Here is a 20906-nt window from a genome sequence, read left to right as displayed (position 1 = left end):
ATGGAGGGCTATTATGCGCACCCAACTGCAGTGATTGACGCAGATTGTACAATAGGTGATGGAACTAAGATCTGGCATTTTTCGCATATTATGTCCAATTGTATCATTGGAAAAAATTGCAACCTGGGTCAGAATGTAGTGATTTCGCCAGGTGTCGAATTGGGTCAAAATGTTAAAGTGCAAAACAATGTTTCAATATATACCGGTGTGATTTGTGAAGAGGATGTTTTTTTAGGACCTTCTATGGTTTTCACAAATGTGATTAATCCAAGGTCGGCTGTAAACCGGAGGGATCAATATTTAAAAACACGGGTTAAGCGCGGGGCATCTATTGGTGCAAATGCAACCATAGTATGTGGAAACGATATAGGTGAATATGCATTTATCGGAGCGGGCGCAGTAGTAACCAAAGAAGTACCCGATTATGCACTGGTGATTGGAAATCCTGCGAGACAAACGGGATGGATGAGTTCATATGGTCATAAATTAAATTTTGATAATGATGGATTTGCTGTTTGTCCGGAATCAGGAGAGCGCTATAAATTAGAAGACCGAAAAGTTATAAAATTATCATGAAACGATTTGCATTGATCGGTGCCGGTGGTTACGTTGCACCCAGACACATGAAGGCCGTCAAGGAAACTGGACACACAATGATTGCTGCTATGGATAAAAATGATTCCGTTGGAATCATGGACTCTTATTTTCCTGAAGCTGATTTTTTTACTGAATTCGAACGATTTGACCGACATCTCTATAAGTTGAAACGCAAAGGAGAAGGGATGGACTATTTGTCTGTATGTTCTCCAAATTATTTGCACGATGCGCACATTCGTTTTGGATTGCGCATGGGTGCAGATGTAATCTGTGAGAAACCATTGGTGTTAAATCCATGGAATATAGATGCTTTAAAGGAGATGGAATTGGAAACAGGTCAGAAAGTAAATACGATCTTGCAATTAAGAGTGCACCCAAAGGTAATTGAATTGAGAACGAAACTATTAAGCGAAGTTTTTAGTAAGAAGCACCAGGTAGATCTAATTTATATTACATCCCGTGGAAAGTGGTATCATTCGTCCTGGAAAGGAGATATCAGTAAATCTGGTGGAATTGCGACCAACATTGGAGTTCATTTTTATGATTTACTTTCCTGGCTATTTGGTGAAGTCAAACAGAATATAGTCCATCTAATAACGGAAGACCGGGTGGCTGGAATGATAGAATACGAGCGTGCACATGTTCGTTATTTTTTAAGTATCAATGAAAATGCCTTGCCAGATTCTATTCGTGCAAGCGGAAAGAAAACCTATCGTTGTTTAGAAATTAATGGTTCGGAATTTGAATTTAGTGAAGGATTTACTGATTTGCATACATTATCATATCAGGAAATTTTGAATGGTCACGGATTTGGTTTGGAGGAATCCAGAGCTTCTATTCAAACGGTTTATGAGATTCGAAATAAACAAGCCATTGGATTGGTTGGTGATTATCATCCATTAGCTAAATAAAATACAATGAAAACCCAACTCATTGCAGAAATTGCTCAAGCGCACGATGGTAGTTTGGGAATTTTACATTCATTTATTGATGCTCTTGCAGAAACAGGTGTTCAAACAATAAAATTTCAGATCCATAATGCTGAAGCGGAGAGTAGTGAATTTGAAAAATTTAGAATTCCTTTTTCATATGTTGATAAAACCCGTAAAGATTATTGGAAACGGATGGAATTTAGTTTCGGGCAATGGCAGGATATTAAAAGACATGTGGAAGAAAATGACATGGAATTTTTAGCTACACCCTTTTCAATTGCTGCAGTTGAAATGCTTGAAAGGCTCCATGTAAACCGGTATAAAGTTGGTTCAGGGGATGTTAATAATTTATTATTGCTTGATCGAATTGCACAAACCGGAAAACCAATTCTTCTTTCGAGTGGTATGAGTGATTGGAAGGAATTGGAGCATTCCGTAAATTTTTTAAAAGCATTTCAATCTGACCTTAGCGTAATGCAATGCACGAGTTTGTATCCATGTCCACCAGAAAAAACAGGTTTGCATTTGATACCTGAAATGAAACAACGTTTTGGAGTGCCAGTCGGTTATTCTGATCATTCCGGAACTATTTATGCTGGAACCTGCGCAGTCGCTTTGGGCGCAGAATTATTGGAATTTCACGTTTGTTTTGATAAACGCATGTTTGGTCCGGATGCAATTGCTTCATTAACTATTGAAGAAGTTAAGCAATTGGTGGAGTCAATTGAATTTGTTGAAAATGCTTGTGGACAAACGGAATTAAAAGAGCCTTCCGATCAATTCAATGAAATGCGAACCTTGTTTGGTAAGTCGCTTGCAACCAGAAAACACTTGGATGCCGGTCATGTGATATTAAAATCAGATTTGGAAAGCAAAAAACCTGCTGGATTTGGAATTCCAGCTTCTGAATTCCAAAAATTAATAGGTAAAAAATTAGTTCGTGGCTTGCATGCAAATCAATTTATAAACTGGTCCGATGTCGAGTAAAGAAATACGCAAAATTTGCGTGGTTATAACAGCAAGACCCAGTTATAGCAGGATTAAATCGGCTTTGACTGCCATTCAAAATCATAAAGATCTTGAATTGCAATTGGTTGTGGCAGCATCCGCATTATTGGACCGATATGGTAAGGCATTTGAATACATCGAACAAGATGGATTTCGCATCGCTGCTAAAGTTTTTAATGTTCTGGAAGGCGAAAATCTTACAGCACAAGCTAAAACAACGGGCTTGGGAATTCTTGAACTGGCAACGGTATTTGAAAATCTTAAACCCGATGCCGTAGTAACAATTGCTGATCGTTTTGAAACGATGGCAACTGCAGTTGCTTCAAGTTATATGAACATTCCTTTAATTCATATACAAGGTGGAGAAGTAACTGGTAGCATTGATGAAAAAGTTAGACACGCAATCACAAAACTTGCAGACCTTCATTTAGTTGCATCTGAAGATGCCTACCAGCGTGTGATTCGGTTAGGAGAATCGGTGGAATCCGTGGTCGTTACGGGCTGTCCATCTTTGGATATTGCATTAGATGTTATACAACAAGAAAAGTCCATTTTTGATCCATTATCAAAATATGGCGGCGTAGGTACCGATCGGTTTAATCCAGATGATTTTGTAGTTGTATTGCAACATCCAGTCACAACAGAATATCATGAAGCGCGTTCACAAATTGAAATTAGCTTGCAAGCCATTAAAGCATTGGACAAATCCTGTCTGTGGTTTTGGCCAAATGTTGATGCAGGTTCAGATGGAACTTCTAAAGGGATTCGAGCGTTTCGTGAGAAGTATCCAGACTCTAACATCCATTTCTTTAAAAATATGGAGCCTGCTGATTTTTTAAGGCTTTTATTATCGTGTAAATGCCTTATCGGAAATTCAAGTGTGGGCATCCGTGAAAGCTCGTTTTTGGGAATTCCAGTGGTAGACATCGGAAGCAGACAAGCTGGACGGTCCCGTGGTGCCAATGTCTTGCATGTGGAATACAACCAGGAAGAAATAGTAAAGGCAATCCAATCCCAGATAAATCATGGTAAGTATAAACCGGAATTTATTTATGGCGATGGGAAAGCAGGTGTTCGAATTGCAGATGCTTTAGCGAGCTTGCCGCTTACATTTGATAAAAAAATCAGCTATTGAATTTAAAATTTAAACCGGTAGTGTGGGTAGCTGAACCAGACGAACTAGCTATCAAAAACAAACAATTGTTGGAATTGAATTTTGATGTGGTTTATCAAAAAATAACAGCTTCAGAATTAAAGCAAGTGTTTACGCAGTGCGATGTATTATTTTTTAAACTTGCTTTTAGAATTCATGAATTCGATTTAGATCCTCATCAACGATGCAAAATTATTGCGACTCCTGTCACTGGATTGGATCATATTGACCTGGCAGCATGTGATAGATATAATATCCGGGTTATTAGTTTAAAAGGAGCAACTGGTTTTTTGAAAGAGGTTCGTGCAACAGCAGAGCATACAATGGCATTGATGTTGTGTTTAATACGAAACATTGTTCCGGCAGCAAACCATGTAAGTTCAAATCAATTTAACAGGAATGCATTCAAAGGGACTGAATTATACCAAAAGACTTTGGGAATCATTGGCTACGGTAGATTGGGAAAAATTGTGGCAGAGTATGCCATTGCTTTTGATATGAAAATTTGTTGTTTTGAAATCGATAAATCTAAACACATCCAGCATCATAAGATTCAATTTTGTGAATTAGATACTTTGTTAGCCGAATCAGATATTATTAGCATACACATTGATTTGAATGAGGGGAATGAAGGATTTATTAATAAAGAGTTCTTTTCTAAAATAAAGAAGCGAGCTTTTCTGATCAACACGTCTAGAGGAAATCTTGTAATTGAAGAGGATCTCGTTGATGCCTTGAAATCGGGTCAATTGGCAGGTGCTGCATTGGATGTTGTGAGAAATGAACCTGAAATTCAATTCAGTGATACCTTGTATCATTATCATAAACAACATGATAATTTAATTATCACACCGCATATAGGTGGTTTAACATTAGAATCCTCTGAAAAAACGGAGGCTTATATTATTGATCAAATCATAGCCAGTGTTTGATATGAGTAAGGTATTAGGTATCATTCCAGCCCGTGCAGGATCAAAAAGAGTTCCAGGAAAAAATATGCGGCAGCTCAATGGAGAACCCTTGATAAGTTATGCATTGGATGCTGCTTTAAATTCCAAAAAATTGACTGCAATTGCTGTAAGTTCTGATGATGAATCTATCTTGAGTTATGCTAGACTTTATAACTCAAAAATACTTTGCATTCAAAGACCCGAATCTCTCTCCACGGATCAATCCACCGCACTGGAATACACGCAGCATGCACTGGAATTTCTGGAAAAACATAATTCCTTAAATTTTGATCTTGTTGTCATCATCCAAGTTACAAGTCCTTTTACAATAAATGACGACATTGATTCAGTTATTGAATGCCTTGAAGCTAGCAAAGCCGATTGTGCAGCAAGCGTCAGAAGGGTCCCTCATGACCTTCATCCTATTAAATTTAAGCGAATAGAACACGGATTATTAGTCCCTTTAGTGGAAACAGAAAATGGTCGTATGGCAGCCCATCAATTAGATCCCGTGTATGTTCGGAATGGGGCTGTTTATGCTTCAAAGATTGAGTTGATTCAAAAAAAACAATTATTAAATGAAAACTGTGCTGCTTTTATAATGCCTGACGAACGTTCGTTAGACATTAATACAGAAATGGATTTGCAATTTGCCCAATTTTTAATGCAGGCTTTATGAAGTTATTAATGCAAAGTCTTAAATCCGGTGAAACATTTTTTGAAGAAATTCCAAAACCGGCAGCTGGTAAAAATTTTGTACTTGTAGAGTCTGTGTGTTCGTTGGTATCTCCTGGTACTGAGCGAATGCTGGTACACTTTGGAAAGTCAAATTGGATCCAAAAAATTGCACAGCAACCTGAAAAATTTAAACAGGTGGTTCAAAAAATTCAAACCGACGGTTTACTAAATACGTATAAAGCAGTTGAAGCTAAATTGGATCAGGCAATTCCATTGGGATATTCAAATGTTGGGATCATTCGAGAAATTGGTGCTGGGGTCCACGAATTTAAAATTGGAGATCGTGTTGTTTGCAATGGATTTCATGCAGAATATAATATCATTTCAAAAAATTTATGTGCGAGAATACCGGATTCAGTTTCAAATGAAGATGCTGCAATGACCTTGCTTGCTGCAATTGCTTTACAAGGAATCCGGCTGGCTGATGTTGAGTTGGGAGAGCGCGTTGTGGTTATGGGTTTGGGTTTAATTGGTTTGTTGGCATGTCAAATTTTAAAAGCCAGTGGATGTGAGGTGATCGGTATGGATGTTTCTGATGATTCCATAGAGCTTGCGAGACAATTAGGAATCCGTTCATTGAATAGCAGCATCCACAAATCAGGAGAATTATTTCAATCTGAATTTAAAGGAATAGGAGCAGATGCAGTGATCATAACTGCAAGTGCAAAACAAGATTTGATTAATGATGCTGCAGCATTGTGTAGAATACGTGGGCGTATCATTTTAATCGGACTTGTTGGCAATGAAATCAGCCGTGATTTATTTTATAAAAAAGAACTTACTTTTCAAGTTGCATGTAGTTATGGCCCCGGACGATATGATCCTGATTACGAGGATAAGGCCATCGATTACCCAATCGGCTTTGTAAGATGGACAGAAAAGAGCAATATGGAAGCAATCCTGCAATTGATGGAACAGGGTCAACTGCAATTAAGTCCACTAGTGAAACAACGCGTATCCTTTGATCAGGTGATACAATCGTATTATATGAACTTAGATCAATTGAAATATGCTAATTTAATTGATTACCAAACTGAGAGTCCATTAAAAGATCGGCAGACAATTTTTTTGAATTCAGATCAAGATCGCAAAGGCCCATTTCGAATTGGAGTGATAGGTTCGGGAAATTTTTGTTCATCCATTATTTTACCTGAACTTAAAAAATTTCCTGTTGAATTGATCACATTGTGCAGCAGTCGCCCCAATGCGGGTCAACTTGCTAAAAAATTTGGATTTCAAAATATCAGTTCTGAACTGGACGCCGTGATTCTAAATCCAGACATTAATTTAGTAATCATTGCAAACAGACACCACGCGCATGCCAGTTTGATTATTAAATGTTTGGAAGCAGGGAAACAAGTGTTTGTTGAAAAACCGCTATGCATCCTAAGGGAAGATCTTAAAAAAATTCAGACATCCTATAATGGCAATAGCAGACTTGCGGTAGGCTATAACAGACGGTTTGCACCATCAATTACCAAGATTTGCAATTTAATTAAAGGAGTTGAAAACCAATTAAGCATAAATTATGTAATTAATGCTGGATATATTGATCCAAAACATTGGGTTCAGGATCCTGAAATTGGTGGTGGAAGAATACTTGGTGAAGTATGTCATTTTATTGACCTGTGTAATTTCCTTACAAAATCAAATGTAATTGCTTTGAATACAATCTCAATGGGTACAGAGACAAATTCCCAATTAGCAGATACCTTGAGCATCCAGCTGAAATATGCAAATGGGAGTATGGCAACCATTCAATATCTAGGCAATGGATCAAAGCAACTAGAGAAAGAAACTATTCAAGTTTTTTTTACAAATAAAGTAATTGAACTCCATAATTTTAAGCGAATCAGAAATTTTGGATTACGTTCTCCGGTTCATTTATTTCAAACACAAGACAAAGGGTATTACCATCAATTCAAGGAATTACTCAATCCTGAATCTGACTATTTTAATAATTCGTATTTTGAAGAAGTGTGTCATGTTAGTACCTTGTGTTTTGATATCATTGATCAACTTCAAGGAAAGAATCAATAGATGCGTCCAATGAAAATTATACAAGTGGTGGGTGCGCGACCAAATTTTATGAAGGTAGCTCCTTTGCACAATGCGCTGAAAGCATGGCCACAGATCGAATCTATTATTGTTCACACCGGGCAGCATTTTGATAAACAAATGAGTACGGTATTTTTTGAGCAACTTGCTTTGCCCAAACCTGATTTTTATTTAGGTGTAACAGGAGGATCTCACACCAAAATGACAGCAGAAATTATGCTTGCATTTGAAAATGTGTTGGAGCAAGTTCAACCGGACCTAATCGTCGTGGTGGGGGATGTCACCTCCACAATTGCGTGCGCTTTAACAGCGGTTAGATTGAGAATTCCGGTAGCGCACGTAGAAGCTGGACTTCGCAGCAATGATCTTCACATGCCCGAGGAAATAAATAGAATCCTTACAGATCGTTTGAGTGAATATTTATTCACAACCGAGGCTTCTGCAAATTTAAATCTTATACAAGAAAACATTCCTCAGCAGAAAATTCATTTTGTAGGAAATTGCATGATTGATTCTTTGCACTATTATTTGCCTAAAGCAAAATCTTTGCAAACAGCCCTTACCTACAACCTGGGAAACAAGGAATTTGCAATGATGACAATGCATCGTCCATCAAATGTTGACGATCAAAACGGATTAAAGAAAATGCTTGACCTAATTGTTGAATTATGCAAGCGTTTTCCATTGGTATTTCCTGTTCATCCACGAACTCGGAAAAACATGGAACGTTTTCAGTTACTCGAGCAATTTAATTCCATCCCAAACTTGATTATTACAGAGCCACTTGCATATCTCGAATTTATTAGTTTGATGAGTGCGTGTAGTTTAATTTTAACAGATTCGGGAGGAATTCAAGAAGAATCTACCTATTTGCAAATTCCCTGTTTAACATTTAGAAAAACAACTGAGCGTCCAGTGACCGTTGAAATTGGAACAAATATTCTGATAGATGACCTTGATGTACAAAATGCGCTAGTTTATGTGGATCAAATTCGTTCTGGAAATTTAAAAAAGGGACAGATACCGGAATTATGGGATGGTCATGCAGCTGAACGAATTGCAACGATTCTTGTAGGTATTTAAATTCAAACGATTGATCAAAATAGCACTTTTATATATTCATACGCTTCGCTTTTTAAAATTCAGGCAAATTTATTATCAACTGTATTATCGCATCAAGTGGACTTTTTTTTATAGAATTGCAAATTATAAAAAATGGGATTTATTGCAGTGGGACCTTAGAGCCATTTCATATCCTTATATATATTGCGGAAATCAGTCCATCCGGCATTTAAGCTTTGATTTACTCAATCAAACCAAAGAATTTGAAAACGCAGTGGATTGGAATTTTTCAGAATATGGAAAGCTCTGGAATTATCACTTACAATACATGGACTATTTATTGGATGATTCCATTCCAATAAATCAGCGAAGCGATTTACTCAAAGACATTTCCAATCATATTCTCAAGGGGGTTTTGAAATTGGAACCCTATCCTGTTTCTCGTCGTATCGTCAGCAGTTTGCTTTTCATAAATAGTTACAATCAGGACCTGGATCCTTCTATCACCTTTGCATTAAAGCGTCAGGTACATTTTTTGGAATCAAATATTGAATATCATTTGGATGCCAATCATTTGCTTGAAAATTATATGGCACTCTGCTTCGCTTTTTGTTACTTGAATGAAAAAGTGAAGTTTGATTTTTATTATATTAAACTAAATGAGCAACTAGATAAGCAACTTTTAAGTGATGGAGCACATTTTGAGAAAAGCCCTAGTTACCATTTGCATATTCTATACCGTCTTTTGTTAATTTATCAAACTGCGGAGGTTTATTTTAATCCATTAACTGATTTAACCAAGCTAAAGGATTTCATTTCAAAAATGGTTTCATGGGCTGATCAAATGTTGTTGAACCAATCAAATTTTCCATTATTTAATGATTCTACTTATGGACAAAATCCAGACTACATTCAATTGCAATCCATTTGGAAACGATTGGTTACTTCATTTAAGGAAATTGAATTGAGTGAAAGTGGATACAGGAAACTGCAACAGCATGATTTTTGTTTGATTGTAAATTGTGGACATGTTATTCCAGTTTTTCAACCGGGACATATCCATGCAGACATGTTGCATTTGGTTCTTTATTATAAAGACAAGGCCGTCCTTGTTGATTGTGGCATTTCGACTTATGAAAACAATTTGATTAGATTGTTTGAGAAATCAACCGCTTCACACAATACAATTTGTTATGAGAATGAAAATCAATCGCAGATTTGGGGTGCATTCAGAATGGCAAAACGAGCAAAGATACAGCTAATTTCTTTTTCTAAAAATTCTCTTGAAGCCAGAGTAACCTGGCATAATGGATTTCAACATACACGTAAAATTTTGTTGACTGAAAATTGTTTATGTATTGAAGATAGTGTTGTACCTTTGAATAGAAAATTTAAATCAACAATAGCCAATTTTCATTTTGATGCAGGGATTCAAATAGTACCCATTGAAACAGAATGGTACATTCAGGAACTTGGATTGAGAATTAATTTTGAAGGATCCCATCAAAGCGAGTTAGTTCCATTTGAACAGGCTGTTGATTTTAATTCGAAATTGGATAGCACGAAGTTAGCTGTTCAGTTTGAGGAAACACTTGTAACATATTTTAAACTGATTTCTTGAAGCATATCCTTTATTTGAGTTATTACTATGAACCGGATCTTAGTGCCGGCTCTTTTCGTAATACCTATCTTGCTAAAACGCTATCAAAGTGTCTCACGGAGTTTACGCACATTCATCTTATTTGTACCCATCCGAACCGATATGCATCTCATGACAAGAAAGTACCGGATGTTGAGGAACATGGAAATTTAACAATTTACCGGATTCATGTACCACAACATCATAACCGTTTTTTTAAACAGTTGATTTCATTCTATTATTATCAGCGAGGTGTATGGAAACTTTTAAGAAAAATTAAATTTCATACGATTTTTGTTTCTTCTTCTAAATTGTTTACAGCGCATTTGGCATATAGAATTTCTAAGAAAACCATGGCGCCTTATTATTTAGATTTAAGGGATTTGTTTTCAGAAAATCTGGCTGAATTTATTCCCTACCCACGGTTGGCAAATGCAATCAGCAAGTTTGTTCGAAATAAGTTTGAAATTCCAACTTTGATGCATGCTAAACACATCAGTATTAACTCAGAGGGATTTCGTGACAGTATTCCAAAGACCTATAGGGGTAAAATCAGTTTTTTCCCAAATGGAATTGATGATCTTTTTTATGGATGGTCCCAAAATACAGAATTATCTACAAAAAGAATGATCGTAACCTATGCCGGAAATATAGGAGAAGCTCAAGCACTTCACAAGATCATCCCGCCTTTAGCAGACTATTTAAAAGGAAGTCATACATTCCAGATTATTGGCGATGGTTCAGCCAAGCACAAATTGGAAGCTGAAATTGAACGATATGGTTTAAATAATATAATCATAATTCCTCCGGTTGAGCGCAGTCAACTGTTAAATTACTATTGCAATTCACATTATCTATTTTTACATTTAAATGATTATAAATCGCTTGAAAAAGTGCTTCCATCTAAATTGTTTGAATATGGGGGCGGAAATGTACCAATCATCGCAGGTGTTTCTGGTGTTGCTAAGAAATTTATGGAGGAGGAACTTAAAGAGAATATTTTTATATTTGAACCTTGCAATTTTCCTATGATTAAAGATTACATGGAAATGCATCCGTACACAATTAAATTTCGAATGGAATTTATTAAAAAGTACAACCGTCAATATATTACTTATATGATGACCGAATCCATCTTAGCCGAATTTTATGGTCACCGATGATAGCTTATGCATAGCAGTTCTTGCTAATTCTTCCTGGAATATTTTTAATTTTCGAAAAACACTGATTCAATTTTTAACGGAGCAAAATTATCGGGTTTTAGTAATTGCACCGGAAGATGAATATACAAAGTTTATTGAAAATTGGAAATGCGTTGAATACATTCCAATTAAACACCTTAATGCTAAATCACACAACCCATTTCAGGATTTGATGTTGTTTTTTGAATATTTTAAGATATTAGAGCATTATAAACCCGACTTGATTTTACCACATACGATCAAGCCGAATATATATTCGAGTTTGGCAGCAAGATGGCTTAAAATTTCAACCGTTTCAAGCTTAACCGGTTTAGGCAGTGTCTTCATTCGGAATACATTTGTTAATAGGATAATTCAGAAATGCTATCATTGGGCCTTAGCAAGCAACAAGTATATTTTATTTCATAATCACATAGATCGCAATGAGTGGTGTCAAAGGAGTTTATTTCCAATTGCAAGGACTGGTATTATTCCAGGCAGTGGCATTGATTTAAATTTTTTTAAACCTGGTTCAGTAAATATCAATTCAGGGCAAATTATTTTTTTGTATTTAGGGCGGCTTCATCCAGACAAAGGAATCAGGGAGTTTTTATTTGCAACTCAAATTTTGTCTCAGACACAATTGAATGCACGCTTTTGGGTTGCAGGCGATTTGCTTGAAGCAGATTATAAGAAAGGGTATGAAGAAATTCTCCATTTATTGCATTCAATTCCAAAGCTTGAATATCTGGGAAAACAAACTGAGATTGCATCTTTATTAGCGCAGGTTCATTTTGTGGTGTTGCCTTCTTATCGGGAAGGGATGTCCAGATCCTTAATGGAGGCAATGGCTATATGTAAACCGGTTATTGCTACGAATGTAACAGGGAACACTGAATTGATTACAGATGGGGTGGAGGGATTATTGGTCCCCGCCAATGATATTCAAGCGCTTTCCAATGCGATGGTACGCATATCGCAGATAACAGCAGAGCAATACAAAGCAATGGGTGCAGCAGGTCGCCTTAAAATTGAATCATTATACTCCAATCAAAAGGTTTTGGAAGCATATTCAAAATTCTTTTTGAAAGCAATACAATAAAAGAAATCAATTGAGCCGCAGGATTTATTTAAAAAACCGTCGATACTATCAAAACAGAATCAAACATATTTTGAATTATATTTCTGTTGAAAATGTCTCGGTGCTCGATTTAGCTTGTGGTGAAATGCTTTTATATAAACTGGAAGGCCCCCGAATGAAATCCTATTTGGGAATTGATCAATTGGATTTTCAACGACATTCCTTTTTTATTCAGGCTGATATTCTGGACGAAACGGTGACTACGGATTTACAATTTGATCTTATTTTTTTATTAGGATTACTGGATCACATTGATATCAATCAAAAAATCAAATTGCTAGATAAATACAAACATCAGTTTAAAAAAATCTTAGTTGTGAGTCAATTTAATGAAGCCGCCTGGTTTTTTAAAAAGAGAAATCCTGCAAATGCTTCTATAGATTTAAATGCCTATTTTCAAAATTTAACAATTCAATCCATTTACTTATTTAAACTACCCATTTTGCCCTTGGTTTGGGATGTTACAAATGCACCCAATTGGATTAAAAAAAATTGCACAGAAAAGATTGCACTTATTTCAAGGAAGTCTTGACAAAGTCTGAGACAATTTCATGGACTAATGATTGCGCTAATTCCAGTTTATCATTCGAGATCACGTAATCAAAATATTTTGCGTATTCAAGTTCATCTTGTGCTTTTAATAAACGTCTTTCCAGACTTTCAGCTGTTTCTGTGCCTCTCAAAATAAGACGTTGTTTCAAGGTTTCGATACTGGAAGCTTTAACATAAATAGAAAGAATGTTTTCTTTAAAATTGGATTCTATTACATGAGCACCTTTTACATCGATATCAAACAAGGCAATTTTATTTAAGGACCAGATCCGTTCAAGTTCAGACAATAAGGTGCCATAATATTGACCGGGATAGACTTCCTGAAATTCTAAAAATTCCTGTTGCTGTATTGAAGTTTGAAATTGCTGTTGTGAATAAAAATAGTAATTAACACCATGAGTTTCACCGATTCTTGGTGGCCGGGTTGTGGCAGAAACAGAAAATACTAATTGATCGAATTGATTTAATAAGTAATTGGCAAGGGTCGTTTTGCCAGAACCGGATGGTGCCGTCAGGATGATAATTTTACCGGCCAATTTTGAAATCATAAAACATTTGCCATTTGTTCTTTTATTTTTTCCAGTTCGTCTTTCATATTGACTACCAATTTCTGAATTGGAGAAAATTGTGCTTTTGAACCTAAGGTATTTATTTCTCTTCCAATTTCCTGTGTAATAAAATTAAGTTTTCTGGATTTTTGTGTAGTCTCTTTATTAATTTCTTCTAAGAAATATTCGCAGTGTTGCCGGAGTCTAACTTTTTCTTCAGTGATATCCAGCCGTTCGAGGTAGTAAAGCAATTCTTGTTCAAATCGATTCATATCAATATTTTCACCTTCAAAATTTGTACGAAGTGATTTTAACAATTTTTATTTAAGATAACAAATCGCTTGGGATCTTCTTTTTCAACTGCTTCTAATTGATCTAAAATGCTTTTAATTCGGAAAACCATGTCATTTGCAATGATAGTCCCTTCGATCGATCGAAAATCATTTAGTTTTTCAATGGCTTCAAACAGCAAATCCAATACATAGTTATACTCTTCTTTACTGATCAGCGTATCCTGTGACATGATGACATTGGGAAATTTCATAATGGCGTTCAGAATATCCGAATGGCTCAGGTCGATATGAGTGGAAAGAGCTTGAATTTGACTGTAAAAATTCAGAAACAAATTCTTGTTGATGGCAAATTCCTCTTCACCACCTTTAGAGTCTACCGAAATGCTTAGATCCATTTTACCCCGGATCACCCGGTCATTGAGAATTTTGCGTAAATCCAGCTCATGCTGGCGGTAGCTATTCGGAATTTTAAGTCTAAAATCGTTTACTTTAGAATTGACGCAGCGTATTTCAATAATGATCTCTTTGCCTTGTAAATGGCCTTTCGAATTTCCAAAACCGGTCATAGACATTAACATAAGCAAAAATTGAAGGGCAAAGGTAGCCATATATTTAAAAATACCCCATTTAAGCCCATTTTGCTGGAAAACTACCCGCTATCTGATTGATATAGAAAAAGTTACAAAATATTTTTGTGAAAATAAACGGGATAAATGTTTCTAAAACCGAAAAATTTGCGAAATTTGCCACGCTCTTTGAGAGCCATTATTCATAACTGTCTAAATATCAAGCAAATGAGAAAAGCTGATCTGGTAGCATTGATCTCTGAAAAATCAGGTGTTCCGAAGGTGGACGTATTAGTTTCACTTGAAATGTTTTTTAAAGAAGTTAAACAGTCATTAGCTCAGGGAGAAAATGTCTATATCAGAGGTTTTGGTTCTTTTGTTGTTAAGAAAAGAGCAAAAAAGATTGGTCGTCACATTAAAAAGAATGTTGCGATTGAAATTCCAGAACATTTTATACCGTCATTCAAACCTGCCAAAATCTTTGTTGACCACGTTAAATTGGGCAAAGAACCGGAAGGGCATGAATACGAAGAAGATGAAAACGATGATCATTAATGATCAATACACCGTTTAGACTGGGAGCCGTTTTTACTGTTCTGCTACTCCTGGTTTATTTTGGATTCCACACAGTTTCGCCGGATATCCGGCAAGCTTCGAATTCCAGAGACGGTAAACTTGAAATTACAGGGTTTGAAAATATCGAACGAGCGGTATTTCAAAAACTGAGCACCAATCAGAAAGCTGAATTGGAGCAATTGAATAAACAAATAAGTCAAGCTGACAATGAAGCTGATAAACTGAATGTTCTTAAAAAAATATCAGGATTTTGGTATGATTTAAATGAATTTGCATTAGCCGGTTCTTATGCTCAAAAAGTAGCGGTTTTAGAAAAATCTGATACCGCCTGGCAAATTGCAGGAACTACATTTCTGTATGGTTTAGAAGGTGATACGGATTTAAAAACCAAGCAGTTTTGTCAACAGTCGGCAATTCATTGTTTGGAGCAAGCCATTTCTATTAAACCAGAGGAACCTGCTTACCAAATTTATCAGGCAATGGCTTATGTAAAACTTCCAGGAGAAGAACCTATGAAAGGCATCAAAATGTTGTTGAATCTGGAGGGAAAATATCCTGATTATGATCCTCTTCAATTGCAATTGGTGGAATTGGGAATTCAAACCGGACAATTTGAAAAAGCAAAAAGCAGGTTGGAAAAATTATTGGTAAAAACGCCTGAAAATCCAAGGGCCAATTGCTTAATGATTGAGGTACTCCAACAATTGAAGCAAATAGAATTATTAGATAAATATAAAATATACTGTAAATAAATAATTATGCCTTGCGGTAAAAAAAGAAAAAGACATAAAATCGCTACTCACAAACGTAAAAAGCGATTGAGAAAGAACAGGCACAAGAAGAAGAACAGGTAGATTTTTACTCTGCGGGACTTAGGTATTTTCTTGAGAAAGAATGTAGTGGATTCTGCGAATCCCATTCCCTATAATTAAAAATTTACTCTTGTAAAATCTTTTGATTGTAGAGATTACCTGTTTTATTAACCCTTGAACCGAAAATTATTCTTATTGCTAATGGTTTAGCTCATAATTTTTCTATCATGGTTTGTAGATCATGCCATGATCTAAAAGATTAGCAATATTTATGGGATTCCAATTTGCCTCTTCTTCTCTTGTAATCCACCGGGGTTTCGCATCATTGATAGAATGATGGAAAAAGAATTAATTATCTCCGCCCAACAGGGATCGGTAGAAATTGCGCTGGTTGAAGACAAAAAACTAGTTGAACTTCATAAACAGAAGTCCAATACCCAATACAATGTTGGGGATATCTTCCTTGGGCAGATTAAAAAGCTTATGCCTGGCCTCAACGCGGCATTTGTTGATATTGGCCATAAGAAAGAATCGTTTTTACATTACACCGATATGGGACCTCTGTTCAATTCAGTGGTCAATTATACCAAGGATGCAGTAGATGGAAAATATACTGCAAACCTTCTCGACAGTTTTGAACTGCAACCGGAAATTCAAAAAAACGGAAAGGTTTCCCAAATTACTGACAAGCGTGTCAACATGTTGGTTCAAATTTTGAAAGAGCCTATCTCAACCAAAGGACACCGACTTACTTGCGAGATTACCATTCCGGGAAGGTTTTTGGTTTTGACTCCCTTCAATAATTCCATTGCAATTTCTAAGAAAATTGCCAATCCGGATGAGCGAAATCGCTTATTTCATGTCATAGAGTCCATTCGTCCTAAAAACTTTGGGGTGGTGGTCCGTACAGCTGCGGAAGGTAAAAAAGTAGCAGAAATGCATGAAGAAATTAACATGCTTTGCGAAAAATGGAAAACACTTCATGGACAATTGTTGCATGCCAAAGCTCCCATGAAATTATTAAGCGAGTTGGATAAAGCCACCAGCATCATTCGGGATTTACTCAACACCAGTTTTACCAAAATTGTAGTCAACGATCGGGATATTTATGAAGGAATAAAAATTTATCTGGAAAATAACTTGCCTGAAAAATCAGACATTGTACAGTTATATAAAGGCAGTAAGCCAATTTTTGATCACTACGGAATCAAACGGCAGATTAAAGCAGCTTTTGGTACAACAGCAACCTTGAGCAGCGGAGCATACATTGTCATCGAGCACACAGAAGCCATGCACGTCATTGACGTCAACAGCGGTCCAAAATCACAGCGCTTAGATCAGGAAACCGCTGCGATCCAGGTAAACATGGAAGCCGCAGAAGAGATTGCACGTCAATTGCGATTACGCGATATTGGTGGCTTGATTGTCATTGACTTTATTGACATGAAAAGCAATGAAAACAAAAGTGAACTTTACAATGCCATGCGGAAATGCATGGAATCCGATCGATCCCAACATACCATTTTACCATTAAGTAAATTTGGTTTAATGCAAATTACCCGGCAACGGGAACGCCAGGAATTAAAACTGGATACTTCAGAGACGTGTCCGTCTTGCGGAGGATCCGGCAAGGTCAATGCATCCATTTTTGTAGTTGATACCATTGAAAAAGATCTGCATTTCATTTTAAGTACCAGACCCACCAAGCAATTGGTATTGGAAGTCCATCCCTATGTTGCAGCTTTTTTGAAACGCGGATTTTGGAATTATAGAATGAAATGGTATTTTAAATACTACAAGAACATTAAAATTATGGAAAATCAGGATCTGCCAATGATTGCATTTAAATTTTACGATGGCCCGGATGAAGAAATCCGATTGAAAGGTTAATACTCTTTTCACACGATTCCAACTCGATCCTGCTATATTTACAGTTCATTCCTTCTAAATGGCCAGCATCCAAACGGTATTAATTTGTCCGCAACATTGGGGTTTAGGCCATGTAACCCGCACAATACCAGTAATCCATTATTTTATTGAAAAAAATTACCGGGTCATTCTGGCTTCCTCCGGTGCTGGATCTGATTTGCTACGCATGGAGTTTCCACAACACAAGGTATTGGAATTGCCTGATTATGGTATTCGATATCCATTCAAAAGTATGTATCTGAATATTGGCTACCAAATGCTTCAAATGCATTGGGCGATTTTAAGAGAACACTTTGCCATCCGAAAAATTTGTAAACAGGAGCAAATTGATCTCATTGTTTCAGATGCAAGATTGGGTGCTTTCCAATTTGGAAAACGCTCCATCATCATTGCACATCACTTGCATTTTTCATTGGGATTTAAATTTATTGAATGGTGTTGTGATACCTGGATGAAATTATTTTATGATCGCTTCGATCAACTCTGGATCCCGGATGTAGAAGGCCCGGTAAATCTTTCAGGTGAATTGGCACATTTATACCGTGGAAAAAACAGACACTTTGTAGGCTTATTAAGCCGATTTAAAAAACTGGAACTAGAAAAAATATACGACTTTACTTTTATGTTGTCGGGACCAGAACCACAACGTAGTTTCTTAGAAGAAATCATACTGAAACAACTTAAAGACATACCCTATCAAAAAGCAATTTTAATAAGGGGCACCCAAAATGGACCTAGATTGGATGAACTGGTTCAAAAGCAAAACCCAAATTTGATTATTAAATCGTTAGTTAAAGGTTTGGAATTGAATGAAATTATGTGTTCATCCAAAATGCTGATATGCCGTTCAGGTTATTCAACCTTATTGGATTTAGCAGTTATTCAGACACGGGCTATATTAATTCCAACCCCTGGACAGCCCGAACAAGAATATTTGTCTGAAGAGTTGATGAATAAAAAACTGTACTATTCTGTACAGCAAGAGGCATTAAATTTAAAGGAAGATATAAAGCAGCTTGATAAATATTCCTGTAACTTACAAATAGATGAAGCACTGAGTTTGGAAGAACGACTCAATCCGCTTTTAGAGAAAATTGAAGCAAATGGATAAAAGTATAAAATTTATTTTCGAATGAATGATTTTTCGGATTGCTAAGGACTATTCTGGGATTGAAGAAAACAATTCTATTTTTTAATTACACATAAATTTTAAGTATGAGTTTTAAAGAAGTAAAAGATAAAAACATCGCTCTGGTCACTGGAGCAACCGGAGGATTGGGTACGGCCATGTGTCAAAAATTATTGGATGATGGTTTTTTTGTAGTAGCCAATTACCGGAATGAAGAAACTGCATCCCGATGGCATGATAAGAATTTTGCATTAGGTTATGATTGTGCAATGGTCAAAGGGGATGTAACCTCTTTTGATGAAGTGGGGGATATGGTACGCTCAATAAAAGAACAATACGGACCGGTTGCCGTATTAATCAATAATGCTGGGATTACCCGGGATACCCCAATTTGGAAAATGCAATTGAGTCAATGGCAGGAAGTAATTAATACAAATTTAAACAGTGCGTTTTATTGTGTGCGCCATGTCATTGAAGATATGATAGCCAAAGGGTATGGAAGGATTATAAATATTTCTTCAGTCAACGGACAACGCGGACAATTTGGACAAACAAATTATTCAGCTGCTAAAGCAGGGATGCATGGATTTACAAAATCGCTAGCTATGGAAGTTGCAAAAAAGGGGATTACTGTCAATACCATTTCACCGGGTTACATTGCCACGGATATGGTGATGGCCGTGCGAGAAGAAGTCCGCAATAAAATTGTCGAACAAATCCCCATGGGTAGATTGGGCGGTACCGAAGAAATTGCACATCTGGTTTCATTTCTTGCATCTGAAAAATCCGCTTACATTACAGGAGCGAATTATGCGATCAATGGTGGACAGCATGTTTATTAATTAAGAATTATAGTAGCTTAGCATACATTCCGCGTACTTGCGAGACGAATTATGGGAGCGTAAAGTACATCCCGACTACTCATGGGACGAAATATAAGTGTGTTTTTTAATATCAACTAAGACTTTATAAAACATTTGGATTGCAAAAGGAAGTGTTGACTATTTATAGGGCGAATTGCTTTTTAAATTTTTGTTTTAAAGTCAATTTCGCAATTTACAATTCCTTTTTCCTGGCACGCATCATTTCTGGATAAGCTTGTTTTTGGCGTAGGGCATTGATGGCTTCGGCAATTCGTTGTTGACGGGTGTTGGATGTTTTTGCACTTTCGATCCATTTGCTAAAATAATTTTGATGGGCTCGGGTCAGTGTTTTAAAAAAAACAGCGGCAGCGGGTTCGATTTCAAGGCATTCCTGAAAATCAGCATTCAAGGTGTATTCAGTTGGATCGTATTCGATGCTAACGGAAATTACGTCACCCTGTTTTTTTCGTATGGCTTTGCGAATGTGGTTATTGAGGGGCAGAATAAAATTTCCTTCCCCCATTGGGAGTATATTATATCCTTCAAATGCAAACTGGTCTAACGTACCTTTAATGCGAAACGATTTGCGAACTCCCGGATTTATTTTTTCTGCAACCGCTTGTGGAATGTCAATATAGGTCCATCCGGTTTTTTCACCTTGTTTTTTAAATTTTTCGATGGGGGCTTTAAAATGATGCATGCAATTTTAATTTTCGAAGCAGCAAATTTTTAATTTGAACGTCGTCCTCATTTGTACAAAGGTACGCAAAGTCATAGCATACAAAATAATTGTGCATACCCCGCACGCGTTTGATTTGTGTGAAGTAATTAAAATTAAATCCAAGTTCGGCTAATTGCTCTTTTTTTAGTTTAATCGAACCATACATTAAAAACAAGGCTTCCAGGATTTTGCGATTTTTTATGAGGATGCGATTGATGTGTCGAACGGACTGTAGCATTTGGGCGTACTGGTGGTTATTAAAACTACTGCGACAATGGTCATCGCAAAATTTTTTATCGGGTCGTCCCAATAAAATGGCTCCACATTGGAGACAGGATCTCGGTGTGCTCATAGGTGTTTATTTAAAACAAATATACTGGTTCTATTTAATCCAAACAATTTTATCCGATTGTAATCGGGTATTTTCGGAATTAAATGTTTATTACGCTGCATGACTA

The 20906-nt window shown here is 36.5% G+C and carries 22 protein-coding genes; 17 read left to right on the top strand and 5 right to left on the bottom strand.

Annotated features, from left to right (window positions below; all coding sequences use genetic code 11):
• From IPK91_08800 to IPK91_08745, 12 genes are read left to right on the top strand one after another with little or no spacing between them, the layout of a single operon-like run.
• Positions 1 to 576, top strand: a complete 576-nt coding sequence (locus tag IPK91_08800; protein ID MBK8297356.1) for an N-acetyltransferase — start codon at positions 1 to 3, stop codon at positions 574 to 576.
• Positions 573 to 1508: a Gfo/Idh/MocA family oxidoreductase gene (locus IPK91_08795; protein MBK8297355.1), complete on the top strand. Its 936-nt coding sequence runs from the start codon at positions 573 to 575 to the stop codon at positions 1506 to 1508. Before IPK91_08800 ends, IPK91_08795 begins: the two co-directional genes overlap by 4 nt.
• 6 nt (positions 1509 to 1514) lie before the next feature.
• Positions 1515 to 2516 (top strand): N-acetylneuraminate synthase family protein, encoded by a 1002-nt coding sequence (locus tag IPK91_08790; GenBank protein ID MBK8297354.1) that lies wholly within the window; start codon positions 1515 to 1517, stop codon positions 2514 to 2516.
• On the top strand, positions 2506 to 3672 hold the full coding sequence (gene neuC, locus IPK91_08785) for a UDP-N-acetylglucosamine 2-epimerase (hydrolyzing) (protein ID MBK8297353.1): 1167 nt from the start codon (positions 2506 to 2508) through the stop codon (positions 3670 to 3672). Before IPK91_08790 ends, neuC begins: the two co-directional genes overlap by 11 nt.
• A complete protein-coding gene (locus IPK91_08780) occupies positions 3669 to 4622 on the top strand; it encodes a hypothetical protein (GenBank protein MBK8297352.1) in 954 nt (317 codons plus the stop codon). The genes neuC and IPK91_08780 overlap by 4 nt, the downstream gene beginning before the upstream one ends.
• A 1-nt stretch (position 4623) precedes the next feature.
• The gene (locus IPK91_08775; GenBank protein ID MBK8297351.1) at positions 4624 to 5319 is read left to right on the top strand and encodes an acylneuraminate cytidylyltransferase family protein; all 696 of its coding nucleotides are present in this window, start codon (positions 4624 to 4626) and stop codon (positions 5317 to 5319) included.
• On the top strand, positions 5316 to 7418 hold the full coding sequence (locus tag IPK91_08770) for a bi-domain-containing oxidoreductase (GenBank protein MBK8297350.1): 2103 nt from the start codon (positions 5316 to 5318) through the stop codon (positions 7416 to 7418). Before IPK91_08775 ends, IPK91_08770 begins: the two co-directional genes overlap by 4 nt.
• 9 nt (positions 7419 to 7427) lie before the next feature.
• The gene (gene wecB / locus IPK91_08765) at positions 7428 to 8519 is read left to right on the top strand and encodes a UDP-N-acetylglucosamine 2-epimerase (non-hydrolyzing) (GenBank protein ID MBK8297349.1); all 1092 of its coding nucleotides are present in this window, start codon (positions 7428 to 7430) and stop codon (positions 8517 to 8519) included.
• Between the two features lie 10 nt (positions 8520 to 8529).
• Complete coding sequence (locus IPK91_08760) at positions 8530 to 10119, top strand: alginate lyase family protein (protein MBK8297348.1); 1590 nt, start codon at positions 8530 to 8532, stop codon at positions 10117 to 10119.
• Positions 10116 to 11300 carry a glycosyltransferase WbuB gene (locus tag IPK91_08755; protein ID MBK8297347.1) on the top strand — a complete coding sequence of 395 codons (1185 nt, stop codon included), beginning with the start codon at positions 10116 to 10118 and terminating at the stop codon, positions 11298 to 11300. Before IPK91_08760 ends, IPK91_08755 begins: the two co-directional genes overlap by 4 nt.
• Positions 11287 to 12420 (top strand): glycosyltransferase family 4 protein, encoded by a 1134-nt coding sequence (locus tag IPK91_08750; GenBank protein MBK8297346.1) that lies wholly within the window; start codon positions 11287 to 11289, stop codon positions 12418 to 12420. The genes IPK91_08755 and IPK91_08750 overlap by 14 nt, the downstream gene beginning before the upstream one ends.
• A 10-nt stretch (positions 12421 to 12430) precedes the next feature.
• Positions 12431 to 12991 (top strand): hypothetical protein, encoded by a 561-nt coding sequence (locus IPK91_08745; protein ID MBK8297345.1) that lies wholly within the window; start codon positions 12431 to 12433, stop codon positions 12989 to 12991.
• Here IPK91_08745 and gmk read toward each other — a convergent pair.
• From gmk to IPK91_08730, 3 genes are read right to left on the bottom strand one after another with little or no spacing between them, the layout of a single operon-like run.
• On the bottom strand, positions 12972 to 13547 hold the full coding sequence (gmk, locus tag IPK91_08740; GenBank protein MBK8297344.1) for a guanylate kinase: 576 nt from the start codon (positions 13545 to 13547) through the stop codon (positions 12972 to 12974). The genes IPK91_08745 and gmk overlap by 20 nt on opposite strands.
• Positions 13548 to 13555: 8 nt before the next feature.
• Positions 13556 to 13831, bottom strand: a complete 276-nt coding sequence (locus IPK91_08735) for a DUF1732 domain-containing protein (GenBank protein MBK8297343.1) — start codon at positions 13829 to 13831, stop codon at positions 13556 to 13558.
• Positions 13832 to 13869: 38 nt separating this feature from the next.
• The gene (locus IPK91_08730; protein MBK8297342.1) at positions 13870 to 14460 is read right to left on the bottom strand and encodes a hypothetical protein; all 591 of its coding nucleotides are present in this window, start codon (positions 14458 to 14460) and stop codon (positions 13870 to 13872) included.
• Positions 14461 to 14646: 186 nt separating this feature from the next.
• Here IPK91_08730 and IPK91_08725 point away from each other — a divergent pair, with 186 nt between their 5' ends.
• From IPK91_08725 to phbB, 5 genes are all read left to right on the top strand, one after another.
• Positions 14647 to 14973 (top strand): integration host factor subunit beta, encoded by a 327-nt coding sequence (locus tag IPK91_08725; protein ID MBK8297341.1) that lies wholly within the window; start codon positions 14647 to 14649, stop codon positions 14971 to 14973.
• Positions 14973 to 15746, top strand: coding sequence for a hypothetical protein (locus IPK91_08720; GenBank protein MBK8297340.1), 774 nt, complete (start codon positions 14973 to 14975; stop codon positions 15744 to 15746). The genes IPK91_08725 and IPK91_08720 overlap by 1 nt, the downstream gene beginning before the upstream one ends.
• A gap of 396 nt (positions 15747 to 16142) precedes the next feature.
• Complete coding sequence (locus IPK91_08715) at positions 16143 to 17696, top strand: Rne/Rng family ribonuclease (GenBank protein MBK8297339.1); 1554 nt, start codon at positions 16143 to 16145, stop codon at positions 17694 to 17696.
• A 58-nt stretch (positions 17697 to 17754) separates the two neighbouring features.
• A complete protein-coding gene (locus tag IPK91_08710; protein MBK8297338.1) occupies positions 17755 to 18846 on the top strand; it encodes a hypothetical protein in 1092 nt (363 codons plus the stop codon).
• A gap of 104 nt (positions 18847 to 18950) precedes the next feature.
• Positions 18951 to 19706 carry an acetoacetyl-CoA reductase gene (gene phbB, locus IPK91_08705; protein ID MBK8297337.1) on the top strand — a complete coding sequence of 252 codons (756 nt, stop codon included), beginning with the start codon at positions 18951 to 18953 and terminating at the stop codon, positions 19704 to 19706.
• Between the two features lie 214 nt (positions 19707 to 19920).
• Here the strand turns inward: phbB and IPK91_08700 are convergent, their stop codons facing one another.
• Positions 19921 to 20427, bottom strand: coding sequence for a DUF1905 domain-containing protein (locus tag IPK91_08700; protein ID MBK8297336.1), 507 nt, complete (start codon positions 20425 to 20427; stop codon positions 19921 to 19923).
• Positions 20414 to 20800, bottom strand: coding sequence for a hypothetical protein (locus IPK91_08695; protein ID MBK8297335.1), 387 nt, complete (start codon positions 20798 to 20800; stop codon positions 20414 to 20416). The genes IPK91_08700 and IPK91_08695 overlap by 14 nt, the downstream gene beginning before the upstream one ends.
• Between the last annotated feature and the right edge of the window lie 106 nt (positions 20801 to 20906).

Source organism: Saprospiraceae bacterium (genome assembly GCA_016712145.1).
GTDB lineage: Bacteria > Bacteroidota > Bacteroidia > Chitinophagales > Saprospiraceae > Vicinibacter.
Note: the sequence above shows the minus strand (reverse complement) of the source record. Positions and strands in the feature narration are given on the sequence as shown.

Coding starts and splice junctions, on each gene's coding strand:
- IPK91_08800 (MBK8297356.1), top strand. CDS start 1: ATGGAGGGCTATTATGCGCACCCAACTGCAGTGATTGACGCAGATTGT.
- IPK91_08795 (MBK8297355.1), top strand. CDS start 573: ATGAAACGATTTGCATTGATCGGTGCCGGTGGTTACGTTGCACCCAGA.
- IPK91_08775 (MBK8297351.1), top strand. CDS start 4,624: ATGAGTAAGGTATTAGGTATCATTCCAGCCCGTGCAGGATCAAAAAGA.
- IPK91_08790 (MBK8297354.1), top strand. CDS start 1,515: ATGAAAACCCAACTCATTGCAGAAATTGCTCAAGCGCACGATGGTAGT.
- wecB (MBK8297349.1), top strand. CDS start 7,428: ATGAAAATTATACAAGTGGTGGGTGCGCGACCAAATTTTATGAAGGTA.
- neuC (MBK8297353.1), top strand. CDS start 2,506: ATGTCGAGTAAAGAAATACGCAAAATTTGCGTGGTTATAACAGCAAGA.
- IPK91_08725 (MBK8297341.1), top strand. CDS start 14,647: ATGAGAAAAGCTGATCTGGTAGCATTGATCTCTGAAAAATCAGGTGTT.
- IPK91_08770 (MBK8297350.1), top strand. CDS start 5,316: ATGAAGTTATTAATGCAAAGTCTTAAATCCGGTGAAACATTTTTTGAA.
- IPK91_08750 (MBK8297346.1), top strand. CDS start 11,287: ATGGTCACCGATGATAGCTTATGCATAGCAGTTCTTGCTAATTCTTCC.
- IPK91_08730 (MBK8297342.1), bottom strand. CDS start 14,460: ATGGCTACCTTTGCCCTTCAATTTTTGCTTATGTTAATGTCTATGACC.
- IPK91_08710 (MBK8297338.1), top strand. CDS start 17,755: ATGGCCAGCATCCAAACGGTATTAATTTGTCCGCAACATTGGGGTTTA.
- IPK91_08695 (MBK8297335.1), bottom strand. CDS start 20,800: ATGAGCACACCGAGATCCTGTCTCCAATGTGGAGCCATTTTATTGGGA.
- IPK91_08720 (MBK8297340.1), top strand. CDS start 14,973: ATGATCAATACACCGTTTAGACTGGGAGCCGTTTTTACTGTTCTGCTA.
- IPK91_08700 (MBK8297336.1), bottom strand. CDS start 20,427: ATGCATCATTTTAAAGCCCCCATCGAAAAATTTAAAAAACAAGGTGAA.
- IPK91_08735 (MBK8297343.1), bottom strand. CDS start 13,831: ATGAATCGATTTGAACAAGAATTGCTTTACTACCTCGAACGGCTGGAT.
- phbB (MBK8297337.1), top strand. CDS start 18,951: ATGAGTTTTAAAGAAGTAAAAGATAAAAACATCGCTCTGGTCACTGGA.
- IPK91_08715 (MBK8297339.1), top strand. CDS start 16,143: ATGGAAAAAGAATTAATTATCTCCGCCCAACAGGGATCGGTAGAAATT.